The following is a 21,749-nucleotide window of genomic DNA, read 5'->3' as shown; positions in this document are numbered from 1 at the left end:
TGCGTAGTGCTTCCTCATTAAACCAGGACGCCGGACTGGCGCAGGGCCTGACGCAGCGGTTCGTGACAGGCTTGGCTGAGCCAGGTGAGCGGCAGACGGATACCGTCCGGCATCAAACCCATTTCATGCAAGGCCCATTTCACGGGGATAGGGTTGGATTCGATAAACAGCGTCTTGTTGAGCGGCATGAGTTTTTCATGAATCGCACGAGCTGTGACGGCATCGCCACGCATCGCTGCGGCACACAGATCGCTCATGGCCCGTGGCGCCACGTTGGCCGTCACGGAAATATTGCCCTTGCCGCCCAGCAGCATCAGTTCGACCGCCGTCGCGTCATCGCCGGAATACACCAGGAAGTCGCTGCTCACGCCGGCCAGGATGTCCTTGGCGCGTTGCAGGTCGCCCGTGGCTTCCTTGATGGCGATGATGTTCGGCACGGTGGACAGACGAATCACCGTCTCGGCCAGCATGTCGCAAGCCGTTCGGCCAGGCACGTTGTACAGGATCTGCGGAATATCGACGGCTTCGGCGATAGTCCGGAAATGCTGGTACAGGCCTTCCTGAGTCGGCTTGTTGTAGTAAGGGGTCACCAGAAGGCAGGCGTCAGCGCCGGCGTTCTTGGCATTGGTCGTCAGTTCGATCGCTTCGCGCGTCGAATTGGCGCCTGTGCCAGCAATGACGGGAATACGCCCTGCAACCTGGGCAACCACGCGACGGATCACTTCGATGTGTTCATTCACATCGAGCGTGGCCGATTCACCTGTGGTGCCAACGGCAACAATGGCGTTGGTGCCCTCTTGCAGGTGGAAGTCCACCAGTTTGCTCAGGCTGTCCCAGTCCAGACGTCCCTGTGCATCCATGGGTGTGACCAGTGCCACCATACTGCCCGCAATCATGCAACCGCTCCTGCCGGAAAAAGAGAGCGGTAATGGTACTGGCGCTATCAGCCTTGCACAAGCGAAGTACCGTACTGTGAGCATTCCCCTGAGCGATGGTTTTCGCTACCCTTCGTTCTTTGATCGGTACTGGTCACCTGCTCGCCTCACTCTTTTGATCGATTTTATCGTCAGAACCCCTGCTCCAGCGCTGTTGCGGCCTGCTACGTCTTCATTATGCAGACGCACCCCGCCGGGGTTATGGTTGATGTCCGGCGCTGTCGATCAACGAAAGGGGCCAGCAAGCCAAAAATGTACCGACCGCTCATCGTCTAGGAATGCTGCATGTCGTCCACCCCCACAGTTCGCGAACAATTCCTTGTCATCAGTGCCCTTGGCGCAAACCCCATGGAGCTGACCAACGTTCTGTGCCGCGCCAGTCATGAAAACCGTTGCTCGGTGGTCAGCTCACGCCTGACCCGGCATGGCGAATACAGTGCGCTGGTGCTGCAGATTTCCGGTAGCTGGGATGCCTTGGCCCGTATGGAGACCGGCCTGCCCGGCCTGTCGAAGAAGCACGCCTTCACCACCAGCGTCGTGCGCAGCGCCACGCTCGAAAGCCGTCCTGAGGCGCTGCCTTACGTGGCTTACGTCAGTTCTGCGTATCGTCCGGACATCATCAATGAGCTGTGCCAGTTTTTCATGGACCACAACGTCGAGCTGGAAAACCTGATCTGCGATACCTATCTGGCGCCGCAAACTGGCGGCACCATGCTCAATGCGACGTTTACCGTGACTTTGCCCGCCGGCATTCAGATCAGCTGGCTGCGCGATCAATTCCTTGATTTCGCCGATGCGTTGAACCTCGATGCGCTGATCGAACCGTGGCGCCCACAAGCCCCAATGTAAGGAAGTTTCATGGCCGTAGCAGTAGATCAACCCGTCGCCGACTTTCAGGCCCAGGCCACCAGTGGGCAAGCGGTCAGCTTGTCCGCGCTCAAGGGCCGGCAGGTCGTTGTTTATTTCTACCCCAAGGACAACACGCCGGGTTGCACCACCGAAGGCCAGGACTTCCGCGACCATGTCGCGCCCTTCGAGGCAGCCAATACGGTCATCTTCGGCGTCTCCCGCGACAGCCTGAAGACTCACGAGAACTTCAAGGCCAAGCAATCGTTCCCGTTCGAACTGATTTCGGACAAGGACGAAGCCCTTTGCCAGCTGTTCGACGTGATCAAGCTGAAGAAGCTGTACGGCAAGGAATACCTTGGCGTCGATCGCAGCACTTTTCTCATCGACAAGGATGGCGTGCTGCGTCACGAATGGCGCGGTGTGAAGGTGCCAGGCCATGTGGCGGCGGTGCTTGAGAAGGCGCAGGCGCTGAATAACGCTTGATACGTGAGATGTTTCGCTGCGCGCCTGCAACAGGCCCGCAGCGAATACTGTTGAGTCTGACTACAGCAAGGGCGCCACAGTGGGCTCATTGCGCGGCCAGGCGTCGAGCACGGCCTTGAACAGGGTAGCGAGGGGAATTGCGAAGAACACGCCCCAGAAGCCCAGCAGCCCGCCAAACAGCAGCACGGCGCAGATGATTGCCACCGGATGCAGATTCACAGCCTCCGAGAACAGCAGCGGCACCAGAACGTTGCCGTCCAGTGCCTGAATCACCCCGTAGACCGCCATCAGATAGATGAACTGGTCGCTCCAGCCCCACTGGAACAAGGCGATCAACGCCACTGGCACAGTAACCACCACCGCGCCGATGTAAGGCACCACCACCGAAACCCCCACCAGCATCGCCAGCAAGGCTGCGTAGTTGAGCCCCAGCGCCACGAACGCGATGTAAGTCACCCCGCCGCAGACGAAGATCTCGATGACCTTGCCGCGAATGTAATTGGCGATCTGCCGATTCATTTCCTCGGCAACCCGGGTGATCAGCGCGCGCTCGCGAGGCAGATAGCCACGCGCCCAGCGACCGATGACTTCCCGGTCCTTGAGGAAAAAGAACACCAGGATCGGCACCAGCACCAGATAAATCATGATGTTGACCAGCAAGGGCAGGCTCGACAGCGAGAACGTCAGCGCCCATTGGCCAAACTTGCCGATTTCGCCTCGTGCAGCCTCGATGGCGCGCAGCACCTGCTCGTCCGAGACCAGATGCGGATAGCGCTCAGGCAACAACAGCAGCAACGATTGCCACTTGGCGAGCATGCCCGGCAACTCGTTGAACAGGGTGATCAGTTGATGCCAGAGCAACGGCACCAACACCAGCAGAAACACCAATAGCGCGCCCATGAACAAGGTGAACACCAGCGCCACCGCGCCACCCTCGGGCACGCGCAGCCGCTCCAGCAGATTCACCAGGCCTTGCATGAGAAACGCCAGCACCATCCCGGCCAGCACTGGAGCCAACATGCCGCCCAGCGTCAGAACGATCGTGAACGCCAGAAACAGCAATACTGCGAGCACCACCGCCTCTTCATCAGAGAAGTAGCGTTGCACCCAGTCGCGAAGCACCTTGAACATCAAAAATCCTTTTGGAAAATAAAAAGCCGCTACCGCTAAGCCTTGCGCAGCCAATACTGATAAACGCCGTCTTCGGCTTCTTCATGCACCAGCGTATGCCCCGCCAGCTTGGCAAAGGTACGGAAGTCACGCTGGGAACCGGCATCTGTGGCAATCACCTTAAGCACGGCGCCACTGGCCAGGCGGTTGAGTTCAAGCTTGGCCTTGAGCAGCGGCAACGGACAGTTGAGCCCGGTTGCATCGACTTGGGCGTCACACGTTTGCGGGCGCGTTAAAGCGTCAGACATCGTTTCTCTCCAGGCAGGCACATCAAATCGCAAAGCAGCGATAAAAAACAGGTCAGACATTTCAGGCAGGACACAAAGAATACCGCACTCTGGTCAGCAAGCCATTGAGCCAGCTACAGTACGGGGTCTTCAACCTAGAGTTCCATGGATGAATTTTCTGCGATCCACACTCCTGACGCTGGCCTGCCTGCTCGCTGTTCCGAGCCATGCCTACGACCTTCCCTCCCTGGGCGACGCCAGTTCTTCCATCGTTTCTCCGGAACAGGAACACCAACTGGGACGCGCCTGGCTCGGCCTGTTGCGCAGTCAGGTAGCTCAACTGTCGGACCCGCAGCTCAAGGACTTCGTCGAGACGTCAGTCTATAAACTGGCCGAAACCAGCCAGGTTCAGGACCGACGCCTTGAGTTCATCCTGATCAATAGCCCGGAACTCAACGCCTTCGCCGCTCCGGGCGGGATCGTCGGGGTCAACGGCGGGCTGTTCCTCAATGCCCAGACCGAAGGCGAATATGCCTCGGTACTTGCCCACGAACTGGCTCACTTGTCGCAACGCCACTTCGCGCGTGGCGTCGAAGCCCAGCAACGCATGCAGGTGCCAGTAATGGCCGCCATGCTCGCCGGTATCGTCATGGCCGCCGCTGGCGCCGGAGACGCGGGCATTGCCGCCATTGCCGGCTCCCAGGCCGCCGCCATTCAAGAGCAGCGGCGCTTTTCCCGGCAGAACGAGCAGGAAGCTGACCGCATCGGCATTCTCAACCTGGAAAAGGCCGGGTACGACCCACGCAACATGCCGACCATGTTCGAGCGGTTGGCGCGTCAATACCGCTTTGACGCCAAGCCGCCGGAATTCCTGCTGACTCACCCGGTTACCGAATCGCGCATCGCCGACACCCGTAACCGCGCCGAGCAATCGAAACCCGGCGGCAAGGAAGACAGCCTGCGTTATCAGCTGATGCGTGCACGCGTTGCGCTCATCTATGAAGGCACGCCGGGCATTGCCGCGAAACGCTTCCGTGCCCAGCTCACTGAAAATCCAAAATCCGAGCCGGCCCGTTATGGCCTGACGCTGGCGCAAATCAAGGCCGGACAGCTCAACGAAGCTCGCGAAAGCCTGAAGCCGCTGCTCGACAAGTCGCCGAACGACATCACTTACAACCTCACGCAGATCGATCTGGACATCACCAACAATCGCCTGCCGGATGCGCAGCAGCGGGTTGATCGGATGCTGAACATGTTTCCGGACAACTATCCACTGAATCAGGTGCGGGTTGACGTTTTGCTGAAGCAGAATCGCAATGCCGAAGCCGAAAAGTCGCTCAATGGCCTGCTGAAAAATCGTCCTGACGATCCGGACATCTGGTATCTGGTCGCCGAAACCCGTGGCCTGAACGGCAATACCGTCGGCTTGCATCAAGCCCGCGCCGAATACTTCGCACTGGTGGGAGATTTCCGCCAGGCGATCCAGCAACTGGACTTCGCCAAGCGCCGCTCCAACAACAACTTCCAGCTGGCATCACGCATCGATGCCCGACAGAAAGAGCTGTTGGATCAGGAGCGGATGGTCAAGGATTTGATGAATTAAGGCCGGTCCGTTGGAGTGAGGCTTGTCCGCGAATCGGTCTTCCAGACAACATCTTTATCGTCTGGATCGACGCCTTCGCGGGCAAGCTTCACTCCAACAGGACTTATTTGCCGCAGGACTATCAAGCATTCCCCGCCAGTTTCATCCGCGCTGCGCGGGTGAAGTCCAGCATGCGCTGCAACGGGCGTACGGCATTGGGGATCACCGCCGGGTCGACGAATATTTCGTTAGTGCCTTCACGCAAGCATTGCAGCGTGCGCTCCAGGGTATTCATCGCCATCCATGGGCAATGCGCGCAACTGCGGCAGGCTGCGCCGTTGCCGGCGGTAGGCGCTTCAATGAAGATCTTGTCCGGGCACAGCTGCTGCATCTTGTAGAAAATGCCCCGGTCGGTCGCCACGATGAACATCGTGTTCGGCAGCGTCTGTGCGGCGGCAATCAACTGGCTGGTGGAGCCCACGGCGTCTGCCAGATCGATGACCGATTCCGGCGACTCGGGGTGCACCAGAATCGCCGCGTCCGGATACAGCGCCTTCATGTCTTCCAGCTGCTTGGATTTGAATTCTTCGTGGACGATGCAGGCACCGTCCCACAGCAGCATGTCGGCGCCAGTTTCCCTTTGGATGTAACGACCCAGATGCTTGTCCGGCGCCCAGAGGATTTTCTCGCCGTTGTCCATCAGGCTTTCGACGATTTCCAGGGCGCAACTGGAGGTCACGACCCAGTCTGCCCGGGCTTTAACCGCCGCCGAGGTATTGGCGTAAACCACCACGGTGCGTTCAGGATGCTGATCGCAGAAGGTGGAGAACTCATCAACCGGGCAACCCAGATCCAGTGAGCAAGTGGCCTCAAGGGTCGGCATCAATATGCGTTTTTCGGGATTGAGGATCTTCGCCGTTTCGCCCATGAACCGCACACCAGCCACCAGCACGGTCTTGGCCGAGTGACTGTTGCTGAAACGGGCCATCTCCAGAGAATCGGACACGCAGCCACCCGTTTCCTCGGCCAGGGCCTGGATAACCGGGTCGCAATAATAGTGGGCCACCAACACGGCGTCCTGCGCCTTGAGTTCGGCAGCAATCGCAGCGCGGTAATGGGCCTGTTCGTCGAGGCTCAGCTCTTTAGGCTGCTTGGCATCGAGATGGGCCTGGACCAGAAGGCGTTCGGAAATCTGCGTCATGTTCGCGGGACCTGAAGGCGCTCTATAGCGCGTAAGGCGAGTTTACACCCGAAAGGCAGACACAAAAAAAGCCGGAATTCCTCGTTTCTCACGGGCCTTCCAGCTTTTATCAGTATGTCGACCTTGGGTCGTAGGTTCGGTTTTGATCTGGACGGGGGCAAACCGGTCGATCAAGCCGCTGAAGGCGGAGCGGATTCTAGCCAGCCCACTATGGATTTACCAATGATTTGCGCGGCATTGACCACCGTCATTAGCGGCATTGCGCCACTTACTCGCACTTTCAAGCGACAGACTCGCGCACTGATATTGTTTCGACGCTACGACATTGACGCTGCGATCCGATATCATGCCGCCCCAACAAACCGTGCTCGCGACAAATCAGCGAATTATGCCCCAGCGTCGTTTCGGCACCATGGGGCACAACGTCGCAGCGCTAGCGCTTGCCGGAACTGACGAGCAAGGGTTTGCAGATGGGCCGGATATCTCCGGGCCTGTCAGCCAATGAGTTACCAAAATCAGTGTCGCCCCAAGTAGCTGAAGCCAATGACTAATAAAAAGTCAGCACAGGCGGGACATAAAAGTGAGGCTAAGCTTTATTAAGCCTTGTGTGCCCATCACCTTCCGAAACTGGTGACGGAAATCTTCCGGCTTACCGTGAGCCGCAAGAATCCGGATCAGCAAGGCAGGCGCATGGCGTCCTACCATATGGATTTACAGCATGTTGAAGAAAGTGAACACGGCCCTGCTGGGCCTGGCCATGTCGATGGGCATCATGCCTACTCATGCAGCCGAGACCAAGAAAGTCGATGTGGTACTGATCGGCGGCGGCATCATGAGTTCGACCCTCGCGGTCTGGCTCAACGAGCTGGAGCCGGGCTGGTCGATGGAAATGGTCGAGCGCCTTGACGGTGTCGCCGAGGAAAGCTCCAACGGCTGGAACAACGCCGGTACCGGTCACTCTGCCCTGGCTGAGCTGAACTACACGCCAGAAGACAAGAACGGCAAGGTCGACATCTCCAAGGCGATCGAAATCAACGAAGCCTTCCAGATCTCGCGTCAGTTCTGGTCCTGGCAGGTCAAGAACGATGTTCTGAAGAACCCTCGTTCGTTCATCAACTCCACGCCGCACATGAGCTTCGTGTGGGGCGACAACAACATCAAGTTCCTGAAGAAGCGTTACGACGCTCTGCAGGCGAGCCCGCTGTTCAGCGGCATGCAGTTCTCCGAGGACCCAGAACAGATCAGGAAGTGGGTTCCGCTGATGATGGAAGGTCGTGATCCGGCGCAGAAACTCGCGGTCACCTGGAGCCCGATCGGTACGGACGTCAACTTCGGCGAGATCACTCGTCAGTTCGTCGGCCACCTGAAAGCCCAGCCTAACTTCACACTGAAGCTGTCCAGCGAAGTGCAGGACATCACTCGCAATAAAGACGGTTCGTGGCGCGTCGAGTACAAGAACCTGAAAGACGGCACCGAAACCACGACTGACGCCAAGTTCGTGTTCATCGGCGCTGGCGGCGGTGCTTTGCACTTGCTGCAGAAGTCGGGCATCCCGGAAGCCAAGGATTACGCCGCCTTCCCGGTTGGTGGTTCGTTCCTGGTCACCGAGAACCAGGACATCGCCATGCAGCACATGGCCAAGGCCTACGGCATCGCATCGACCGGCGCACCGCCCATGTCGGTTCCGCACCTGGACACCCGCGTGCTGGATGGCAAGCGCGTCGTCCTGTTTGGCCCGTTCGCGACCTTCTCCACCAAGTTCCTGAAAGAAGGCTCGTACCTGGACCTGCTGACCAGCACTACTCTGCATAACGTGTGGCCGATGGCTCGCGTTGGTGTCGAGCAGTACCCGCTGGTTGAATACCTGGCAGGTCAACTGATGCTGTCGGATGACGACCGCTACAACGCCCTGAAAGAATACTTCCCGCACGCCAAGAAAGAAGACTGGCGTCTGTGGCAAGCCGGTCAGCGCGTGCAGATCATCAAGCGTGATGAAGAGAAAGGCGGAGTACTGAAGCTGGGCACCGAGATCGTTGCTTCTCAGGACGGCAGCATTGCCGGCCTGCTCGGCGCGTCACCTGGTGCGTCGACTGCTGCGCCAATCATGCTGAGCGTGCTTGAGAAGGTCTTCAAGGACAAGGTCGCAACACCGGCCTGGCAGGAAAAACTGCACCAGATCGTTCCGAGCTACGGCACCAAGCTGAACACCAGCCCGGAAGCCGTTGCCAAGGAATGGGCCTACACCGCCGAAGTCCTGCACCTGACGCCGCCGCCACCTGTGAACAATCAGGTTGTGGCCCCAGCTCCGACCTCTGACAAGCCCGCAGCACCGAAGAAAAGCAATCCAGCGGCCGACATGGCGCTGTAAGACAAAAGCCCCGTAAGACAGCGTCTGACGGGGCTTTTTGCTGCCCGCTTGTTGGAGCGATACCAATCCTGTGGGAGCGAGCTTGCTCGCGAAGAACGATAACGCGGTATGCCTGACCCACCGATGCGCCTGATTCGCGGGCAAGCCTCGCTCCAACGGGAATGGACTTTTGCTGCCTGCTTGTTTTCCCCCTGACCCGCTCAAAACGTCGCTCTATCTCGTTGGAGCGAGGCTTGCCCGCGAAGAACGATAACGCGGTATGCCTGGCCCACCGAGGCGCCTGATTCGCGGGCAAGCTTCGCTGCAACTGGATGGATCCGATCCGAACCTGCGAGGTAAAAACCGGACGCAAAAAAAAGCTGTAAGGCCACATTTTCACGGGCCTTACAGCTTTACAACTACTACATCTAAAAATGGTGGGTCGTGTGGGATTCGAACCTACGACCAATTGGTTAAAAGCCAACTGCTCTACCAACTGAGCTAACGACCCTCTGTTGCGTGGCGCGTATATTACTGATTTCTATGAGTAATTCAACACCTAACTGTAATTAATTTAAAAATAACGGGTTGGGTCAGTAATTCCGGCGTTTGCGAAGCCCTCTGCGCGCAGGCGGCAGCTGTCGCATTTGCCGCAAGCGCGGCCCTGATCGTCCGCCTGATAGCAGGAAACCGTAAGGCCGTAATCGACGCCCAGACGCACTCCAGCCTGGACGATTTCGGCTTTGCTCAGATTCTGCAGCGGCGCCTGAATCGTGAAGCCGTTACCTTCGACGCCGGCCTTGGTGGCCAGATTGGCCGTGCGCTGGAACGATTCGATGAATTCCGGCCGGCAATCCGGGTAACCCGAATAATCCACCGCATTGACGCCGATGAAGATATCCCGTGCGCCGAGCACTTCTGCCCAGCCCAGGGCCAGCGACAGGAAGACCGTATTGCGTGCCGGAACGTAGGTCACCGGAATCCCTTCGCCAGGGGTTTCCGGGACAGCGATGGAGCTGTCGGTCAGCGCCGAGCCGCCCATGCCATTCAGATTCAGGCCGATCACCTTGTGCTCGACAGCACCAAGGTCGCGGGCGACGCGCGCCGCCGCATCGAGCTCCGAGCGATGGCGCTGGCCATAATCGAAGCTCATGGTGTAACAGGCGTAACCCTCAGCCCGGGCCATGGCCACGACGGTTGCCGAATCCAGGCCGCCAGACAACAGAATTACCGCACGTTTTTCAGTCATGGTTGATTCACTCATCTCAGCGCCCCGGCTCATCGTTCCAGAGAAATTTATGCAGCTGCATTTGCAGGCGTACAGGCAGGTTGTCGGCCACGATCCAGTCGGCCAGATCCCGAGCGTTCAGTTGATGGTGGCTCGGTGAAAACAGCACCTCGCCCGCACGACGCTCCAGACCGTACTGAATCAGCTTGGAAACCGCCCAGTCGTAGTCTTCGCGCGAACACAGCACGAATTTGACCTGATCGCTCTGGGTCAGCAGATCGATATTTTCATAACGATTGCGTGCGACTTCCAAAGAGCCAGGTGTCTTGAGATCGAGGATGCGACTGACGCGGGTGTCCACTGCCGAGATATCAAGGGCACCGCTGGTTTCCAGCGAAACCTCGTAACCGGCATCACAGAGCCGCTTGAGCAATGGAATGGCGTTGGGCTGGGCCAACGGCTCGCCGCCAGTCACGCAGATGTAGCGAGGGCGGTAGCTCGCCACTTGCTCGACAATGGCGTCCAGCGTTTGAATCGTACCGCCACTGAAGGCGTAGGCGCTGTCGCAATACTGGCAACGCAACGGGCAGCCAGTGAGACGAACAAATACAGTGGGCAGGCCAGCTGTACGCGTTTCACCCTGCAACGAGTAAAAGATTTCGGTGATACGTAATGTGTCTTGCATAGGGGCCACGGGCGTAACAGCTAAACAGGCCGTCCGCCTCCGTCAGGCACTTCAAAGCACCCTGCACACGCAGAATCCAGAGAAGCGTATTAAATACCGGAATTTCGGGTGCCGAATTCTAACGAAAAAAGCCGCGACAAGCGCGGCTTTCTTGAGTTTCGGGTCAGAACGTCAGAGACGCTGCAGATCTCGTTGCGCCAGCTGCGCAGCCGATGTGCCCGGATACTGGGCGACAACCTGCTGCAAAATGCCTTTTACCTTGTCGGTATGACCGAGACGGCGCTCGACATCAGCGAGCTTGTACAGCGAGTCCGGCACCTTGGCGTGCTTGGGATAAAGCTGGCTGACCTTGGCAAATGCCTGACCGGCGCCTTGCAGGTCGCCTTTGGCCAGATTCACTTCACCCAGCCAATACTGGGCATTGCCCGCGTATGAACTGTTTGGATACTTGCGCAGGAAAGCAGTGAAAGCCTGGCTGGCCTTATCGAAATCCTTGGCCTTGATCAGGTCAAAGGCAGCTTCGTAATAAAGCTTTTCCTTGGCCGGATCGGGCGTTTCAGTACCTGCGGCGGGCGCTTGAGACGCCGGCGCTACAGGTGCTCCGCTGGCGTTGATTTCACCGCCACCGGGTTGAGAATTATTGGTAGCCGCTGCGGCTGGGCCGCCTGCTCCTATGCGTGAATCCAGATCCTGATACCGCTCGAGCGCTTCTTGTTTCATGCGCTGGATATCGTTTTGCTGGACCTCGACCATACCGCGCAAACGCGCGATTTCGTCCTGCATTTGTTGCAACTGCATGAACAGCTGACCTTGTGCCGAGGGAGGAGCCGAAACCCCTCCCCCGGCATAGGCGCCGGACGTGCCATAACCCGCTGGCGGATAACTGTTGCTGCTGGCAGAGCCAGAATTGTTATCGACCACAGGAGCCGCACCCCACGCAACAAGTGGAAGGGTGAGGGCCAAAACGGTTAGAGCACGTCGGCACGTTCGCATGTCAAATTACTTACGCAGTTCGACGCGACGGTTTTGAGCCCAGGACTGCTCGTCGTTGCCGGTAGCAACTGGACGCTCTTCGCCGTAGGAAACCAGTTCCAGCTGAGCTGGGGAAACACCTTGCAGTACCAGGTAGCGTTGAACGGCTTTCGCACGACGCTCGCCCAGTGCCATGTTGTACTCACGAGTACCACGTTCGTCGGTGTTGCCTTCCAGAACGACGCGAGCGCCATTGCCTTTCAGGTCTTTGGCGTGAACATCCAGAGCGCGCATGGCTTCTGGTTTCAGGTCCGAGCTGTCGTATTCGAAGTAGAAGGTGGTGATGGCGCGCAGAGCAGCTTCTTCGCTCAGGGAACCGTCAACAGCACCAGTGTTTGCGCCGTAACCAGCGTTTGGATCAACAGCAGCGCCTGCACCGGCATTGTCGCCGCCTTTGGACGAGCAACCTACAGCTACAGCCATGGCCAGAGCCAGCGCAGCAAACTTACCAAACTTCAGCATTTCCATCTTGAAACTCCTAATGAACCCCAGTGTGTTAAGCAAAACGTGTAGCGCCGCGTCAGTTCAGGTAAGGGGACCAGGAAGGTTCTCTGACTTCGCCTTGAGCGGTAGGAAGCGGGAGCCTTACGCGTCCATTAATGGACACGAGCATCAAGACTCCCCGGCCCTGCTGGCGGGTGGCGTAGATTACCATGGTGCCGTTGGGTGCGACAGTAGGCGACTCATCTAGGTTGCTATCTGTGAGGATTTTTACACTTCCCCGGGCCAGATCTTGCACTGCAACCTTGAAATTCGTGAAGCCGTCCTGCCTGTGAATCATTACCAGCGTCTTTTCATCGGCCGATAATTTCGGGTTAGCGTTGTAGTTACCAATAAAGGTAACTCGCTCGGCACCGCCACCACTGATGTTGGTTTTATAGATCTGTGGCTTGCCGCCACGATCCGATGTGAAGTAAATCGTCGAGCCATCCTTGCCGAAGAACGGTTCGGTATCGATCGAAGAATCATTGGTCACGCGATTCAAGGCACGGGAAGCCAGGTTCATCACGTAGATTTCCGGGTTGCCATCCTTGGACAGCACGAACGCCAGCTTGCTGCCATCCGGCGACCATGCAGGCGCGCCATTGAGGCCTTCGAAGTTGGTGATCTGCTCACGGCGACCGGTATCGATATGTTGAACGAAGATACGTGGACGCTTCTGTTCAAACGATACATACGCGATGCGCTTGCCATCCGGTGCAAAACGCGGCGACAGGATCGGCTCACGGGACTGCAACAGCGTCACTGCACGGGCACCGTCGTAATCCGAACGTTGCAGAGTGAAGCGGGTGTTGTTTTCCGAGAAACGCTCAGCCGTCACGTACAGCATACGGGTAGAGAACGCGCCTTTGATGCCGGTCAGCTTTTCGAAGGACTGGTCAGCGATGTAGTGCGCCATGTCGCGCAGTTGATCGTTGGTCCCCGAAACATTACCGGTCAACACTTGCTGTTCGGTCGCGACGTTGAACAAGGCGTATTGAATCTGCAGACGACCGCCAGCAGGAACAATATTGCCTACCATCACGTATTGCGCATTCAGCGCTTTCCAGTCACGGAAAATGACTTCGCTGGCCTGGGTCGGCAAGCTGATCATGTTCTGCTTTGGAATAGGCGAGTAATAACCCGAGTTACGCAGGTCATTGCTGACGATTTCCGCCATATCTTCAGGCAACACCGCCCCGCCCTGCCAGCCAAACGGCACGACAGCAATCGGGGTGGCACGGTCACTGCCGCTGGTGACCAGAATGTTCTTTTCATCTGCGGCGACCAATGTGGCTGCACAACAGAGAACGACTACTAGCAATCCTCGAAAAAGCTTGATCACAAGGCTAGATCTCCAGGTGTGAATGTCATCTTGAATGAACGATAGGGAGCGAAGTCAGCCGGCTTCAGGCCCTGCATTTCTGTTAAACGCCCAATATTCTTGACCGCTGCTACCGCAGAACTGTCAAACGGACCGTCGCCGCTGGATTTGGCTACCGACACAGACGATATCGTACCGTCCGGCAGCATCCCGATCTGCAGTATTACCGACATATTGTTGCGCGCTGACGGTGGTCGACTCCAACCTTCTGAAGCGCGAACACGAATCAAATCATCGAAACTACCTGCCGTTTCATCGCCTTGCTCGTCCGCCAACGCCTGTTGCCGCTCCGGTTTGTCAGAGAGCAAATCAGCCAAGGCCTGAGCCTTTTTCTCTTCGGCCGATTTACGCGCAGCTTCCTGCGCCTTCTTGGCCGCATCGGCTGTGGATTTCTTCTTGGCGTCTTCGGTCGCTTTTTTCTTGGCGTCTTCTGCGGCTTTCTTCTTCGCGTCTTCTGCCGCTTTTTTCTTCGCGTCATCGGCAGCCTGTTTCTTGGCTTCCTCTGCGGCGGCTTTCTTAGCGTCTTCTTCAGCCTTTTTCTTGGCGTCTTCTTCGGCTTTTTTCTTGGCTATGTCAGCCAGTTGTTTCTCTTCGACCTTTTTAGCGTCATTCACTTTCTTGGCTTCGTCAGCTTTTTTCGCATCGTCGGCTTTCTTGGCGTCATCGGCCTTCTTGGCTTCCTCTGCTTTCTGCTCAGCTTTCTGTGCAGCTTCGTCAGCCTTTTGTTCCTCGGCTTTTTGAGCTGCCTCTTCTTTCTTTTGTTCCGCAGCTTTTACAGCTTCCTGCTTTTTCTGCTCGACTAATTTCTGTTCCAGCTGCTCGGCTTCAGTCTGGCGCGCAGCGGACTTCTTCGCCTCGCCGGCAATCTTCTGATTGGTCTGGGTCGTCGCCTGGCTCTTGGATTTGAGCTGGTAAAGCGTTGCCTGAACGATAGGCTTGGATTCCGGCAGATCCGGAGTCATGGCGAAGCTGACGAAGAGCAGGCCAAAAATCAGGATGTGCAGGGCCACGGCCCAGATACCAGGCCAGAAGTAGCTTTCCGAGGCGGAAGGCTCTCGAATTGGCTGCATCAGGGTGCCTCAGTAATCAAACCAACATTGCCGACCCCGGCTTTCTGCAACCCGCCCATCGTGCCCATCACCGAGCCGTAATCAACGGTTTTGTCACCACGAATGAAGACCTGCGTCTGCTTGCCCGCTTCACGACCGGAGGCGACGATCTTGGTCACCGCCGAGGTCAGCTGCGGCAGGGTCATTGCCTTGTCCATCTGCTTGTCGGTATCGACTTCGCTGCCAAGGTTCCAGTAGTAGGTCTTGTCAGCCTTGATCGAAATGGTCAGGACCTGATTGTTGTTGTCTTGCGGCAAAGCCTCACTGGAGACCTTGGGCAAATCAACTTTCACGCCCTGATTGATCATGGGTGCAGTGACCATGAAGATGACCAGCAGCACCAACATCACGTCGATGTACGGCACCACGTTCATTTCAGCGGTCGGCTTGCGTTTTTTGCGTCGATCTCGAGCGATTAAAGCCATTGGGAATTACCTGCTCACTCTTCGCTGGTGTGCACTTTACGGTGCAGGATGGCCTGGAATTCGTCGGCGAAGGTGTAGTAACGGCTGATCAAGGTCTCGCTGCGAGCGGCGAAACGGTTATAAGCGATTACTGCAGGAATCGCCGCGAACAGGCCAATGGCTGTTGCGATCAAGGCTTCGGCAATACCCGGCGCAACAGTGGCGAGTGTCGCCTGTTGTGCGGTAGCCAGGCCACGGAAGGAGTTCATGATGCCCCAGACGGTACCGAACAGGCCGATGTAGGGGCTGGTGGAGCCGACAGTGGCAAGAAACGACAGGCCGGCTTCAAGTTTTTCTTCTTCACGGGAAATAGCCACGCGCATGGCACGCGCCACACCTTCCATGACCGCATCAGGATCGACGCCGGCCTGTTGACGCAGGCGGGAGAATTCCTTGAAACCAGCGCGGAAGATCTGCTCGACACCGGAATCAGGGTCCGGGTTGCTGCCGGCCTGACGATACAGCTTGGACAAATCGATACCGGACCAGAAACGCTCCTCGAAGCTTTCCAGCGCACGCCGTCCAGCGCGCAGCATATTGCTGCGCTGAAAAATCATGACCCACGAAGTGACTGAAGCAGCCACCAGGATCAGCATCACCAACTGAACCACGACGCTGGCATTACTGACCAAACTCCACATGGAGGAATGGTCGACGACGTTAGCTTCCACGCTTTATCTCCTGCTCTGAATGTGTACCCGCGCCGCTCTGGTCGGCAAAGGCCGCACGCAAAGCTTCGGGAATGGCCCGGGGTTTCAAACTATCGGCGCGTACGCACGCCACCAAAAACTGCCCTTCACAGAGCAGCGTTGCATCCGCAGCCCGCCTGACCTGTTGCTTGAAGCGCAGGCTGGCACGGTTCAATTCGATTACTTCGGCGCTGACCAGCAGTTCGTCATCCAATCGCGCCGGCTTGTGATAACGCGCCTCGCTGGAATGCACGACGAACAACAGGTTCTCCCCCGCCAGCGCGGATTGGGCGAACCCCAATTCCCGCAGCCGCTCGGTACGAGCCCGCTCCATGAATTTCAGATAATTGACGTAATAGACGATGCCGCCAGCATCGGTGTCTTCGTAATAAACCCGACAACGATGTGCGAACGACTGAACCCCGTTTTGCGCGCGCATACTCTAGTGCTTACTCCTCAGCTTGCCAATCCGCCAGGCAACTGTTTTTCAAGGTTTTGCAGGATATTCCCGGTCAGATTCACGCAACTGCCAGTCTGACCACGCAAACCCCGAATAAATCGGTGGTCGGCAGCTTTTTAATTGTCATTATTCTCGACAAAATCTTCCGCGACCGGCATTTCCCCCATCCGTGAAGGCAGATTCAAACCAAAGTGCAGGTAAGCATGCCGCGTGACCACACGGCCGCGAGGTGTGCGCATGATATAGCCTTGCTGGATCAAATAGGGTTCGAGTACATCTTCGATGGTGTGACGTTCTTCACTGATTGCCGCCGCCAGGCTGTCGACACCCACCGGACCGCCGTCGAATTTCTCGATCATGGTCAACAGCAGACGCCGGTCCTGGTGATCGAAACCGTGTTCATCGACGTCCAGCAGGTTCAACGCCAGGTCGGCGATGGATTTGGTGATTTGCCCGTTGCCGCGCACTTCGGCGAAATCCCGAACGCGACGCAGCAACCGGTTGGCTATACGTGGCGTGCCCCGCGCGCGACGGGCGATTTCGAAAGCGCCCTCCGGCTCGATGGGCAGGCCGAGAATCCCTGCCGAACGGGTCACGATCGTCGTCAGGTCGGGGATGCTGTAGAACTCCAGACGCTGGACGATACCAAAGCGGTCGCGCAACGGATTGGTCAGCATCCCGGCCCTGGTCGTCGCGCCGACCAGGGTGAACGGTGGCAGGTCGAGCTTGATTGAGCGCGCGGCCGGACCTTCGCCGATCATGATGTCCAGCTGGAAGTCTTCCATGGCCGGGTACAGCACTTCCTCGACAATCGGCGACAACCGGTGGATTTCATCAATGAACAGCACGTCATTGGGCTCCAGATTGGTCAGGATCGCTGCCAGGTCACCCGGTCGCTCCAGCACCGGACCGGAAGTGCTTTTGATCGATACCGACATTTCCTGGGCAATGATATTGGCCAGTGTCGTTTTGCCCAGGCCCGGCGGGCCGAAGATCAGCGTGTGATCCAGGGCCTCGTTGCGACCGCGGGCGGCCTGGATGAACAACTCCATCTGCTCGCGCACGGTTGGCTGGCCAATGTAGTCGGCAAGGCTGAGGGGGCGAATCGCGCGATCCAGTTGTTCGTCACGTTCACGGCCGCCAGTGGCGGTTATCAGGCGGTCAGCATCAATCACTTAAGCCATTCCCTTCAGGGCACGTCGAATCAAATCAGCACTGCTCAAGTCTTTTTCCTTGATCGCGGAGACGGCTTTACTCGCCTCCTGAGGTTTGTAGCCCAGGGAAATCAGCGCGCTGACCGCGTCGGACTCTGCTGACGCTACCGGTTCCAGCACGTTCGGGCCATTGGAAACCAGGGTAAAAGTGCCAGGTAATGTTTCCCAGGCCTTGAATCGGTCCTTGAGCTCGACCAGCAGGCGCTCGGCGGTTTTCTTGCCCACTCCCGGAATTCGGGTCAAGGCCGAGGTGTCCTGAGCTTGCACGCAACGCACCAACTCGTCGACTTCCAGACCCGACATCAAGGCCAGCGCCAGTTTCGGGCCGACGCCATTGAGCCTGATCAGCTCGCGAAACAGTTCGCGCTCACGTTTTTCGTAAAAACCGTAGAGCAGATGCGCGTCTTCGCGGACCACCAAATGGGTGTGCAGCGTCACCGGTTCGCCAACATGCGGCAGTCGATAGAGTGTAGTCATGGGGACTTCCAGCTCATAACCGACGCCGTTGACATCCAGCACCAGATGCGGCGGCTGTTTCTCGGCCAAAAAGCCGCGTAAGCGTCCAATCACGTATCGGATCCTTTCATAGCGCCGACCCCAGGCAGGGCCAACGGTAAATCAATGGTCGCAATCATTGCAGGAGTGACACGCCCTGCAAGCAAAAAATAATTCACAGCCAGACCCTTGCGCTATAACCGCAACCGGCCACCGCGACTTCGCGCAGTCCCCAGGCCGTGGGGAATCAGGCTGGATCGGGTATGCGCGTGGCACAAGGCGATTGCCAGAGCATCCGACGCATCGATCTGCGGTTTTTGGGTCAGCTTGAGCAAATGCATGACCATCATCATGACCTGCTCTTTATTCGCACCGCCGGTCCCCGCTACCGCCTGCTTGACCTGGGTCGCGGTGTACTCGGCGATTTCCAGGCTTTCCTCGGCGCCGGCAACGATGGCCGCACCCCGCGCCTGCCCCAGCTTGAGGGCCGAGTCAGCGTTGCGCGCCATGAAGACCTTTTCGATGCCCATGGTTACCGGGCCGTAGGTTTGAATGACCTCGCGCACGCCGCGATAGACAATCTGCAAGCGCTCGTGCAGCTCGCCGCTTCCGGTTCTGATGCAACCCGACGCCACGTAGACACAACCGCGACCGGTGTCACGCACCACGCCATAGCCGGTAATTCGCGAACCGGGGTCGATACCAAGAATAAGAGTCATAACGCCTGCAGCTTGAGAAGTGACGCATAGCAAAGAGCGCAGCATAAAGGCAGAAGCCGGAGGCCGATAGCGATGTGAGCAACACCGCGTCGGATCTCCGGCTTCTGTATAGCGCTGACAGCACGCTGTCAGCCAAGCTGCTCCATGACATCGTCCGGAATTTCCGCGTTGGAATACACGTTCTGCACGTCATCCAGGTCTTCGAGCATGTCGATCAGCTTGAGGACTTTTTCAGCGGTTTCCAGATCCAGCACGGCACTGGTGGTCGGCAGCATGACGATTTCGGCGTCCGTAGCCTTGAAACCGGCGGCCTCAAGGGCGTTGCGCACGGCATAAAAACCGGCGAAGGACGTGAATACGTCGATGGAGCCATCTTCGTTGGTCACCACGTCGTCGGCATCGGCTTCCATGGCGGCTTCGATCAGTGCGTCTTCATCAACGCCTGCGGCAAAGGAAATCTGCCCCTTGCGATCAAACAGATAGGCAACCGAACCGTCGGTCCCCAGATTGCCACCGCATTTGACGAATGCATGACGAACCGCTGCCGCCGTGCGATTGCGATTGTCCGTCATGCATTCGACCATGACCGCCACGCCACCTGGCCCGTAACCTTCGTAACCCAGCTCTTCAACATCGTCACCTTCCGCAGCACCGGCGCCACGCGCAACCGCGCGGTCGATGGTGTCGCGAGTCATGTTGGCACCCAGAGCCTTGTCCAGCGCCAGACGCAAACGCGGGTTGGTGCCCGGATCACCACCGCCCTGACGGGCAGCGACGGTCAGCTCACGAATCCACTTGGTGAAGATCTTGCCTTTCTTGGCATCCTGACGCTCTTTGCGGTGCTTGATGTTCGCCCACTTAGAATGACCTGCCATATCTCGCTCCAGATTCTTTTCAACACGTTCATGTGTGTCGCAGCACAACCGACACAAGCTTGCCCGGCCAAAACGCAAACGGGGCGCATCGACGTCAGTGGTGACGCGATACGCCCCGCCCGGTATTACTCGGCTTTCGGCTGTTCGCGCAAACGGATGTGCAATTCACGCAACGCCTTGGCGTCAACCACGCCAGGCGCCTGGGTCATCACGTCCGCTGCACTCTGGGTTTTCGGGAAGGCAATGACTTCACGAATCGACTGGGCGCCGGTCATCAGCATGACCAGACGATCCAGACCGAATGCCAGACCACCATGGGGTGGCGCGCCATATTTCAGGGCGTCGAGCAGGAAGCCAAACTTCTCCTGCTGCTCGTCTTCGGCAATACCCAGCAAGCGGAAGACCGCCTGTTGCATTTCCTTGCGATGGATACGGATCGAACCGCCGCCCAGCTCGGTGCCGTTGAGCACCATGTCGTAGGCGCGGGACAGAGCGGTTGCCGGATTGGCTTCCAGCTCTTCCGGGCTGCACTTGGGTGCAGTGAACGGGTGGTGCAGCGCAGTGAAGCTGCCGTCGTCGTTCTCTTCGAACATCGGGAAGTCCACGACCCACATCGGTGCCCACTCGCAGGTGTGCAGCTTGAAGTCGTTACCGACTTTGATCCGCAGCGCGCCCAGGGCCTCGCTGACAATCTTGGCTTTGTCCGCACCGAAGAACACGATATCGCCATCCACCGCGCCAACACGATCAAGGATCACGTTGAGGTTGGCTTCCGGGATGTTCTTGACGATTGGCGACTGCAGACCATCAACGCCGTTGGCGCGCTCATTGACCTTGATGTACGCCAGGCCCTTGGCACCGTAGATGCCGACGAATTTGGTGTAATCGTCGATCTGCTTGCGCGGGATGCTTGCCCCGCCTGGAACACGCAGAGCGGCAATACGACATTTCGGGTCGTTGGCCGGGCCGCTGAACACCTTGAAGTCGACGTCCTTGAGCTGATCGGCAACGTCGACCAGTTCCAGCGGGTTACGCAGGTCCGGCTTGTCCGAACCATAACGACGCATGGCTTCTGCGAAGGTCATGTGCGGGAAATCGCCAAATTCCAGGTCGAGCACTTCCTTGAACAGCTGACGAATCATCTTCTCGGTCAGGCCGATGATGTCTTCTTCATTAAGGAAGCTGGTTTCGATGTCGATCTGGGTGAATTCGGGCTGACGGTCGGCACGCAGGTCTTCGTCGCGGAAGCACTTGGCGATCTGGTAGTAGCGATCGAAGCCGGCAACCATCAACAGCTGCTTGAACAGCTGCGGCGATTGCGGCAAGGCAAAGAAACTGCCCGGATGTGTGCGGCTTGGCACCAGATAGTCGCGGGCGCCTTCCGGCGTCGCGCGAGTCAGGATCGGCGTCTCGACGTCCAGGAAGCCGTTTTCATCAAGGTAACGACGGATGCTGGTGGTGATGCGCGAACGCAGACGCAGCTTCTCGGCCATTTCCGGACGACGCAGGTCGATAAAGCGATAACGCAGGCGGGTTTCTTCGCCGACGTCCGAGTACTCGTTCAGCGGGAACGGCGGGGTTTCCGACTCGTTCAGTACTTCGAGCTCGTAGCCCAGCACTTCGATGGCGCCCGAGGCCATATTGGCATTCACTGCGCCTGCTGGACGAGCACGCACCTTGCCGGTGATCTTGACGACATACTCGCTGCGCACGCGGTCGGCGGCAGCGAAGGTATCGGCGCGATCCGGGTCGAAGACCACTTGGGCCAGGCCTTCGCGATCACGTATGTCGAGGAAAATTACCCCTCCATGGTCACGACGACGGTGGACCCATCCGCAAAGGGTAATTTCCTGACCTTCCAGGCTCTCGTTCAGTTGGCCGCAATAATGGCTGCGCATCATGATGGTGGTTTCACTTCCGTAATTCGAAATTCGTGGAGCTTTCGCTCTTGGCTTGCGCTCAATAGTGCAAGAGCCCAGGCATGCAGTTCAAGCTGTCAGCTCATCGCTGGGCGCTCTGTTTGCGCAGAAGCATGCCCGTTTTGGCAAGGCGGGGGATTATATAGGGTTAATCGAAGCCGTGCAGCCGCACGAACCCATCCCGGCAGGATAAGTTCGTCGC

At 57.9% G+C, this 21,749-nt stretch carries 22 protein-coding genes and 1 tRNA gene; 4 read left to right on the top strand and 19 right to left on the bottom strand.

What is annotated here, in order from left to right:
- Positions 1–17 precede the first annotated feature (17 nt).
- Positions 18–896 carry a 4-hydroxy-tetrahydrodipicolinate synthase gene (gene dapA, locus AABC73_RS07545; protein ID WP_020289401.1) on the bottom strand — a complete coding sequence of 293 codons (879 nt, stop codon included), beginning with the start codon at positions 894–896 and terminating at the stop codon, positions 18–20.
- Positions 897–1,220: 324 nt separating this feature from the next.
- Between dapA and AABC73_RS07540 the strand changes: the two genes are divergently transcribed.
- Together AABC73_RS07540 and AABC73_RS07535 are read left to right on the top strand one after the other, a co-directional pair.
- The gene (locus tag AABC73_RS07540; protein WP_020289402.1) at positions 1,221–1,784 is read left to right on the top strand and encodes a glycine cleavage system protein R; all 564 of its coding nucleotides are present in this window, start codon (positions 1,221–1,223) and stop codon (positions 1,782–1,784) included.
- A gap of 9 nt (positions 1,785–1,793) precedes the next feature.
- Positions 1,794–2,267 carry a peroxiredoxin gene (locus AABC73_RS07535; RefSeq protein WP_341523064.1) on the top strand — a complete coding sequence of 158 codons (474 nt, stop codon included), beginning with the start codon at positions 1,794–1,796 and terminating at the stop codon, positions 2,265–2,267.
- 60 nt (positions 2,268–2,327) lie between these two features.
- Here the strand turns inward: AABC73_RS07535 and AABC73_RS07530 are convergent, their stop codons facing one another.
- Positions 2,328–3,398, bottom strand: a complete 1,071-nt coding sequence (locus AABC73_RS07530) for an AI-2E family transporter (protein ID WP_331150462.1) — start codon at positions 3,396–3,398, stop codon at positions 2,328–2,330.
- A 35-nt stretch (positions 3,399–3,433) separates the two neighbouring features.
- The gene (locus tag AABC73_RS07525; protein ID WP_341523063.1) at positions 3,434–3,685 is read right to left on the bottom strand and encodes a sulfurtransferase TusA family protein; all 252 of its coding nucleotides are present in this window, start codon (positions 3,683–3,685) and stop codon (positions 3,434–3,436) included.
- A 148-nt stretch (positions 3,686–3,833) separates the two neighbouring features.
- Between AABC73_RS07525 and AABC73_RS07520 the strand changes: the two genes are divergently transcribed.
- On the top strand, positions 3,834–5,267 hold the full coding sequence (locus tag AABC73_RS07520; protein WP_341523062.1) for a M48 family metalloprotease: 1,434 nt from the start codon (positions 3,834–3,836) through the stop codon (positions 5,265–5,267).
- Positions 5,268–5,388: 121 nt separating this feature from the next.
- Here the strand turns inward: AABC73_RS07520 and nadA are convergent, their stop codons facing one another.
- Positions 5,389–6,447 (bottom strand): quinolinate synthase NadA, encoded by a 1,059-nt coding sequence (nadA, locus tag AABC73_RS07515; protein ID WP_341523061.1) that lies wholly within the window; start codon positions 6,445–6,447, stop codon positions 5,389–5,391.
- 718 nt (positions 6,448–7,165) lie between these two features.
- On the opposite strand from nadA, the gene mqo reads away from it, so the two are divergent.
- Entirely contained in the window at positions 7,166–8,815 is a 1,650-nt protein-coding gene (gene mqo, locus AABC73_RS07510; protein WP_341523060.1) for a malate dehydrogenase (quinone), read from the top strand.
- A gap of 414 nt (positions 8,816–9,229) precedes the next feature.
- On the opposite strand, the gene AABC73_RS07505 is transcribed toward mqo, so the two are convergent.
- The 15 genes from AABC73_RS07505 to aspS all read right to left on the bottom strand — a co-directional run bounded on the left by AABC73_RS07505 (position 9,230) and on the right by aspS (position 21,529).
- Positions 9,230–9,305 (bottom strand) — tRNA-Lys (locus AABC73_RS07505).
- Positions 9,306–9,368: 63 nt separating this feature from the next.
- Positions 9,369–10,043 (bottom strand): 7-cyano-7-deazaguanine synthase QueC, encoded by a 675-nt coding sequence (gene queC / locus AABC73_RS07500; protein ID WP_341523059.1) that lies wholly within the window; start codon positions 10,041–10,043, stop codon positions 9,369–9,371.
- A 16-nt stretch (positions 10,044–10,059) separates the two neighbouring features.
- On the bottom strand, positions 10,060–10,707 hold the full coding sequence (queE, locus tag AABC73_RS07495) for a 7-carboxy-7-deazaguanine synthase QueE (RefSeq protein WP_341523058.1): 648 nt from the start codon (positions 10,705–10,707) through the stop codon (positions 10,060–10,062).
- A 171-nt stretch (positions 10,708–10,878) separates the two neighbouring features.
- Positions 10,879–11,700 carry a tol-pal system protein YbgF gene (ybgF, locus tag AABC73_RS07490; RefSeq protein ID WP_341523057.1) on the bottom strand — a complete coding sequence of 274 codons (822 nt, stop codon included), beginning with the start codon at positions 11,698–11,700 and terminating at the stop codon, positions 10,879–10,881.
- 6 nt (positions 11,701–11,706) lie between these two features.
- Positions 11,707–12,207, bottom strand: a complete 501-nt coding sequence (gene pal / locus AABC73_RS07485) for a peptidoglycan-associated lipoprotein Pal (RefSeq protein ID WP_020289412.1) — start codon at positions 12,205–12,207, stop codon at positions 11,707–11,709.
- A gap of 52 nt (positions 12,208–12,259) precedes the next feature.
- Complete coding sequence (gene tolB / locus AABC73_RS07480; RefSeq protein ID WP_044901143.1) at positions 12,260–13,564, bottom strand: Tol-Pal system beta propeller repeat protein TolB; 1,305 nt, start codon at positions 13,562–13,564, stop codon at positions 12,260–12,262.
- Complete coding sequence (tolA, locus tag AABC73_RS07475) at positions 13,561–14,673, bottom strand: cell envelope integrity protein TolA (RefSeq protein WP_331151776.1); 1,113 nt, start codon at positions 14,671–14,673, stop codon at positions 13,561–13,563. Before tolA ends, tolB begins: the two co-directional genes overlap by 4 nt.
- Positions 14,673–15,128 (bottom strand): protein TolR, encoded by a 456-nt coding sequence (tolR, locus tag AABC73_RS07470; RefSeq protein ID WP_177325393.1) that lies wholly within the window; start codon positions 15,126–15,128, stop codon positions 14,673–14,675. Before tolR ends, tolA begins: the two co-directional genes overlap by 1 nt.
- 23 nt (positions 15,129–15,151) lie before the next feature.
- Positions 15,152–15,847, bottom strand: coding sequence for a protein TolQ (tolQ, locus tag AABC73_RS07465; RefSeq protein WP_020289416.1), 696 nt, complete (start codon positions 15,845–15,847; stop codon positions 15,152–15,154).
- A complete protein-coding gene (ybgC, locus tag AABC73_RS07460; RefSeq protein ID WP_020289417.1) occupies positions 15,837–16,304 on the bottom strand; it encodes a tol-pal system-associated acyl-CoA thioesterase in 468 nt (155 codons plus the stop codon). The genes tolQ and ybgC overlap by 11 nt, the downstream gene beginning before the upstream one ends.
- Positions 16,305–16,441: 137 nt before the next feature.
- Positions 16,442–17,500 (bottom strand): Holliday junction branch migration DNA helicase RuvB, encoded by a 1,059-nt coding sequence (ruvB, locus tag AABC73_RS07455; RefSeq protein WP_341523056.1) that lies wholly within the window; start codon positions 17,498–17,500, stop codon positions 16,442–16,444.
- Positions 17,501–18,109: a Holliday junction branch migration protein RuvA gene (gene ruvA / locus AABC73_RS07450; protein WP_341523055.1), complete on the bottom strand. Its 609-nt coding sequence runs from the start codon at positions 18,107–18,109 to the stop codon at positions 17,501–17,503.
- Between the two features lie 119 nt (positions 18,110–18,228).
- Positions 18,229–18,753, bottom strand: a complete 525-nt coding sequence (gene ruvC / locus AABC73_RS07445; protein WP_020289420.1) for a crossover junction endodeoxyribonuclease RuvC — start codon at positions 18,751–18,753, stop codon at positions 18,229–18,231.
- 128 nt (positions 18,754–18,881) lie between these two features.
- Positions 18,882–19,628, bottom strand: coding sequence for a YebC/PmpR family DNA-binding transcriptional regulator (locus AABC73_RS07440; RefSeq protein ID WP_341523054.1), 747 nt, complete (start codon positions 19,626–19,628; stop codon positions 18,882–18,884).
- A 125-nt stretch (positions 19,629–19,753) separates the two neighbouring features.
- A complete protein-coding gene (gene aspS, locus AABC73_RS07435) occupies positions 19,754–21,529 on the bottom strand; it encodes an aspartate--tRNA ligase (RefSeq protein ID WP_341523053.1) in 1,776 nt (591 codons plus the stop codon).
- Between the last annotated feature and the right edge of the window lie 220 nt (positions 21,530–21,749).

The sequence above is a fragment of the Pseudomonas sp. G.S.17 genome, from assembly GCF_038096165.1.
GTDB lineage: Bacteria > Pseudomonadota > Gammaproteobacteria > Pseudomonadales > Pseudomonadaceae > Aquipseudomonas.
The sequence above is the reverse complement of the archived record's forward strand: the minus strand, read 5'-3'. Positions and strand labels throughout refer to the sequence as shown.

Bases quoted from the DNA above. Each gene is read 5' to 3' on its own strand.
- ruvC (WP_020289420.1), bottom strand. From the start codon at position 18,753: ATGACTCTTATTCTTGGTATCGACCCCGGTTCGCGAATTACCGGCTAT.
- queC (WP_341523059.1), bottom strand. From the start codon at position 10,043: ATGACTGAAAAACGTGCGGTAATTCTGTTGTCTGGCGGCCTGGATTCG.
- AABC73_RS07525 (WP_341523063.1), bottom strand. From the start codon at position 3,685: ATGTCTGACGCTTTAACGCGCCCGCAAACGTGTGACGCCCAAGTCGAT.
- ybgC (WP_020289417.1), bottom strand. From the start codon at position 16,304: ATGCGCGCGCAAAACGGGGTTCAGTCGTTCGCACATCGTTGTCGGGTT.
- AABC73_RS07440 (WP_341523054.1), bottom strand. From the start codon at position 19,628: ATGGCAGGTCATTCTAAGTGGGCGAACATCAAGCACCGCAAAGAGCGT.
- pal (WP_020289412.1), bottom strand. From the start codon at position 12,207: ATGGAAATGCTGAAGTTTGGTAAGTTTGCTGCGCTGGCTCTGGCCATG.
- ybgF (WP_341523057.1), bottom strand. From the start codon at position 11,700: ATGCGAACGTGCCGACGTGCTCTAACCGTTTTGGCCCTCACCCTTCCA.
- queE (WP_341523058.1), bottom strand. From the start codon at position 10,707: ATGCAAGACACATTACGTATCACCGAAATCTTTTACTCGTTGCAGGGT.
- aspS (WP_341523053.1), bottom strand. From the start codon at position 21,529: ATGATGCGCAGCCATTATTGCGGCCAACTGAACGAGAGCCTGGAAGGT.
- AABC73_RS07540 (WP_020289402.1), top strand. From the start codon at position 1,221: ATGTCGTCCACCCCCACAGTTCGCGAACAATTCCTTGTCATCAGTGCC.
- AABC73_RS07535 (WP_341523064.1), top strand. From the start codon at position 1,794: ATGGCCGTAGCAGTAGATCAACCCGTCGCCGACTTTCAGGCCCAGGCC.
- AABC73_RS07530 (WP_331150462.1), bottom strand. From the start codon at position 3,398: ATGTTCAAGGTGCTTCGCGACTGGGTGCAACGCTACTTCTCTGATGAA.
- nadA (WP_341523061.1), bottom strand. From the start codon at position 6,447: ATGACGCAGATTTCCGAACGCCTTCTGGTCCAGGCCCATCTCGATGCC.
- tolA (WP_331151776.1), bottom strand. From the start codon at position 14,673: ATGCAGCCAATTCGAGAGCCTTCCGCCTCGGAAAGCTACTTCTGGCCT.
- AABC73_RS07520 (WP_341523062.1), top strand. From the start codon at position 3,834: ATGAATTTTCTGCGATCCACACTCCTGACGCTGGCCTGCCTGCTCGCT.
- dapA (WP_020289401.1), bottom strand. From the start codon at position 896: ATGATTGCGGGCAGTATGGTGGCACTGGTCACACCCATGGATGCACAG.
- mqo (WP_341523060.1), top strand. From the start codon at position 7,166: ATGTTGAAGAAAGTGAACACGGCCCTGCTGGGCCTGGCCATGTCGATG.